4 protein-coding genes are annotated in these 4,154 nt (G+C 36.9%); 3 read left to right on the forward strand and 1 reads right to left on the reverse strand.

Features of this window, described 5'->3' with window-relative positions:
* Window positions 1-429: 429 nt before the first annotated feature.
* Entirely contained in the window at window positions 430-660 is a 231-nt protein-coding gene (locus tag RHOW815_RS07140; RefSeq protein WP_215217629.1) for a transposase family protein, read from the reverse strand.
* Window positions 661-929: 269 nt separating this feature from the next.
* Here RHOW815_RS07140 and RHOW815_RS07145 point away from each other — a divergent pair, with 269 nt between their 5' ends.
* The 3 genes from RHOW815_RS07145 to RHOW815_RS07155 all read left to right on the forward strand — a co-directional run bounded on the left by RHOW815_RS07145 (window position 930) and on the right by RHOW815_RS07155 (window position 3,818).
* Complete coding sequence (locus RHOW815_RS07145; protein WP_215217630.1) at window positions 930-1,646, forward strand: pseudouridine synthase; 717 nt, start codon at window positions 930-932, stop codon at window positions 1,644-1,646.
* 72 nt (window positions 1,647-1,718) lie between these two features.
* Window positions 1,719-2,393, forward strand: coding sequence for a TIGR00153 family protein (locus tag RHOW815_RS07150; RefSeq protein ID WP_215217631.1), 675 nt, complete (start codon window positions 1,719-1,721; stop codon window positions 2,391-2,393).
* A gap of 3 nt (window positions 2,394-2,396) precedes the next feature.
* On the forward strand, window positions 2,397-3,818 hold the full coding sequence (locus RHOW815_RS07155; protein WP_215217632.1) for an inorganic phosphate transporter: 1,422 nt from the start codon (window positions 2,397-2,399) through the stop codon (window positions 3,816-3,818).
* Window positions 3,819-4,154 lie beyond the last annotated feature (336 nt).

Genomic DNA, 4,154 nt, shown 5'->3' on the forward strand with positions numbered 1-4,154 from the left:
TAGAAGCCGTAATATACATTGTCTTGCCCATTTCATTTCGGATAGCATAATGGAGCGAAGAATCTAAAATAGTTTTCTTCAAAAAGACTCCGCAGAAAACCCTGAACTTATCTCCCGCATTAAACTTTGCTGTCCTAAGATCTTAAAAAACGCCTTTTATTTTGCAAGCAAAATATCGGCTCGGAGAGCTTATGAAGAATTAAGAGAATTTATATTCCCCTTGTGTGCAATTAGAGAACTCGTTTACATTCAAATTAAGAGCTTGAATATATAAAAATTTTTATACAAAAGATAATATCTTCTTGCAAGATAGAGCAGTTTTTTCAAAAAAACCTAGTTATGCAATTCTTAATTTGAAATCAATCTAGTATAACATCCAAGACCCAATGTAATAAATTTTCTATTCCCCATTGACCGCGACTGATTCAACTATTCTTTCATTGAATGGTCCTGTAACACAATAGCTTCCCAATCATCAGCACCACACAAAGAACAAACGATTGTGATAAAAAGTATCGTTATAAAAGGATGAATAAAATTGCAGGATACTCCTCTAGGATCAGTAATGGTATCAAGACTTTGAATAAGTTTAAGATCAGGCTGAGGAGTCAATCCTGAATGTTTTTGAATGTGCCTGAGTGGTAATCGTTTTTTATTCATGAAGAGATCCATATTGTTTTTTTCGCAAAAGAAACAATATGGCTGATTTCTACAAAAACTCAAATTACTCTTTTAATGTCCTGTGCCCTGTAGGTGATGGTAGCCTTTAGCCAAGGTCTCTTTTTGTGTTTGATTGTTAAAAATCACAATAGAGATTCTTTTATCGCCTGCCTATTCTTTTTTTTAATTCTTCTGTGCACTTCAAACTTGAAAAGACTTAAATTTAAATCATTGAAATTTACTGTTATCCCTTATATAATCCTGCCCTTATGGAAGATAAAAAACGTTTAAGCAAGGTCCTTGCTGCAGCTGGAGTAGCTTCTCGAAGAGCTTCGGAAGAATTAATTTTTAAAGGTAGAGTGACCGTTAATGACGAGGTCATACTTGTTCCTCAAACCCTTGTTTGCGCGCAAAAAGATCAAATTTGTGTGGATAATGAGCCAATCCAAGCTGAAGGGAAAAAAGTTTATTACCTTTTAAACAAACCCCATGGCTTTATTTGTTCCAATGCTCCTTTAGGAACAAAAAAAAGAGTTGTCGATTTATTCGCTCATCTTCCTTATCGTCTATTTACCATTGGACGATTAGATAGAGATACAACCGGGCTCTTATTAGTGACTAATGATGGACATTTTGCAAATAAGGTGATCCATCCATCTTCTAATATTCAAAAAGAATATTTAATCAAAACACTACAAGAAGTGACCGATTTGCATCTAAAGCAAATCTCTAAAGGAATTTTTATAGAAGGGTCCTTTATAAAACCTATACGAGTGGTAAAAGTACGTAAGGGCACATTAAAAATTGTAGTTAAAGAAGGAAAGAAGCGAGAGGTTCGCTTGCTTGTACAAGCAGCAAATCTTGAGATTTTAGAATTATGTCGCATTCGCATCGGTGGGTTGCTCCTAGGCTCCATTGCCGAAGGCGATTTTCGGTCCATGTCAGAAACAGAAAAGCAGATTATTTTTCAATCTTCTGATCTTTGAAAAAGAGTTGTATTCAATTGGCTTTAAAGCTAGATTCCGATATGAGATTTGAGTATTTTATAACAGGATTGTATGCTTAACATCGCACGCCTTTTTGGCAAGTCTCCCTTCGCTCCCCTGCAAACCCACATGAAAAAAGTAGCTCACTGTGTGGAAAAGCTCTCACAGATGTTTGCTAATTTAGGAAAAAAAGATGCAGAAAAGATTGCAAAAGCAGCCCATGAAATTTCTCGTCTTGAACACGAAGCTGATCTAGCCAAAAATGATATCCGTAACCATCTTCCCAAGAGTATCTTTTTACCTATTGATCGGGCACAATTCCTCGATATTTTATCTATCCAAGATGATATATCCGATAAGGCAGAAGACATTGCTACCCTACTTACTTTAAGCCCTCTAGAAGAATGCAATGGATTTCTTCCACAAGTACAAAACTTTTTTTATAAAAATGAAGAAGTGTTTAAGCATTCTAAGCGTATCATTGAGGAGATCGATGAATTACTGGAATCTTCTTTTGGGGGAATTGAAGCAGAAAAAGTAAAAACAATGGTAGAAGAAACCGCCTATCTCGAACATGAAGCAAGCAAAATGCAGCATGTACTCACAAAAGAGTTGTTCACTAAAGCTCATTCTCTTTCTAATGCAGGTTTCTATTTATGGGTAAGCTTGATTGAAGAAATAGCAAAAATCTCTCATCTTTCCGAGAGCTTAGCAAACCGCATTAGAATGGTCCTAGAACTAAAATAAACGATGGACACTGCAACAATACTTACACTGCTTGTTATAGCCATTGGTTTTTATATGGCTTGGAATATTGGAGCCAATGATGTTTCTAATGCTATGGGGACATCTGTTGGCTCAGGTGCTCTTACCTTAAGAAAAGCGGTTATTCTAGCAGCTGTTCTAGAGTTTAGTGGAGCTTTCTTCCTTGGATCTCATGTCTCAGAAACTATGCAAAAAGGATTGATTCACACTCAATTGTTTGCAGAAGATCCCTTGATCTTAGTCTTAGGAATGTGCGCTGCACTATGCGGAACTGGGGTCTGGTTACAAATAGCTTCTTTTTTTGGATGGCCTGTTTCTACAACGCATGCGATTGTAGGAGCTATTTTAGGCTTTGCTGGCGTGATTATGGGAATCAACGCTATTCAATGGAGTGCGGTGAATTCCATTGCAGCTAGTTGGGTTAGCTCGCCTGTTTTAGCAGGTATGATCTCTTATTTTGTATTTAATATGTTGCAACGCAATATTTTATATGCAATGAACCCTTTAGAAGCAGCAAGAAAATTTATCCCCTTATTAACCTTCATTGTTCTTGGTGTATTTACTCTAAGTTTACTGTTCAATGGGCTTACTCGTTTGAATTGGCATTTTTCTTTTATCCAAGTACTAGCTTTTGCCTTCGTCATTGGTAGCATTGCTTCTTTTATCGCCTTTCTATTAGTTCGTAGAGTGTATTCTTCCAATGAATCAAACCCTATTTCTCGTTATTCCCCTCAAACGGTTATCAGTCTAGAAAAAGCACTTAAGCACCTACAGCGCGTTCATGTGGTATCTTATGATGAAACCCATGCAAAAATAGGACAATTAGTAGAAGAAGTACAATCGCTCTCTCAACAGCTAAGGCAAGAAACAAACTTTTTAGAACGTACTTCTGAATATACTTCTGTAGAAAAAATGTTTGGTTATTTGCAAATTCTAAGTGCCTCTTTTGTTGCTTTTGGTCACGGGGCTAATGATGTTGCTAACGCTATAGGCCCTGTTGCAGCTGTTCTAGATATCATTAATAGAGGTATTGTTTCTCAAGCAACAACGGTTCCTTCTTGGCTACTTGTATTTGGAGGCTTAGGAATTGTAACAGGTCTTGCAACCTGGGGTTGGCGCGTCATTGCTACCATTGGCAAAAAAATCACTGAACTTACCCCCACCCGTGGCTTCTCTGCTGAATTTGGCACCGCTATTACCATCCTTTTAGCTTCCAAACTAGGCCTCCCCGTCTCTACTACACACTGCTTAGTCGGTGCTGTTCTAGGGGTAGGATTAGCTCGTGGAATCCGCGCCTTAAACCTTAGAATGCTTCGCTACATTGCACTATCTTGGGTAATTACTCTTCCTGCTAGTGCAATAACTAGTGTTCTTATTTTCTATTTACTAAAAGCTATTTTCATATAAATACTTATTTAAAAAAAATAGCCAGACTAACTTACTTCATGTTAAGTCTTTTCAAGTTTGAAGTGCACAAAAGAATTAAAAAAAAGAATAGGCAGGCGATGAAAGAATAGATCTCTTGCATAACCAATAACCTACATTCCTACCCCCTAGCGTATATAGTGGTTCCGATTCAATCGTATAGAAAAATATAGGATTAACGACAAGTTTCAAGTCGTTGACTTGAACCCCATTAAGATAGCCGTAAAATGAGGAGCAACCTATGAAGCATTATATTGGATTAGATGTATCAATGAAAAGAACTTTTATCTGTGTATTAAATGAACAAGGTAAGATTGT

The sequence above is a fragment of the Candidatus Rhabdochlamydia sp. W815 genome (assembly GCF_018642185.1).
GTDB lineage: Bacteria > Chlamydiota > Chlamydiia > Chlamydiales > Rhabdochlamydiaceae > Rhabdochlamydia > Rhabdochlamydia oedothoracis.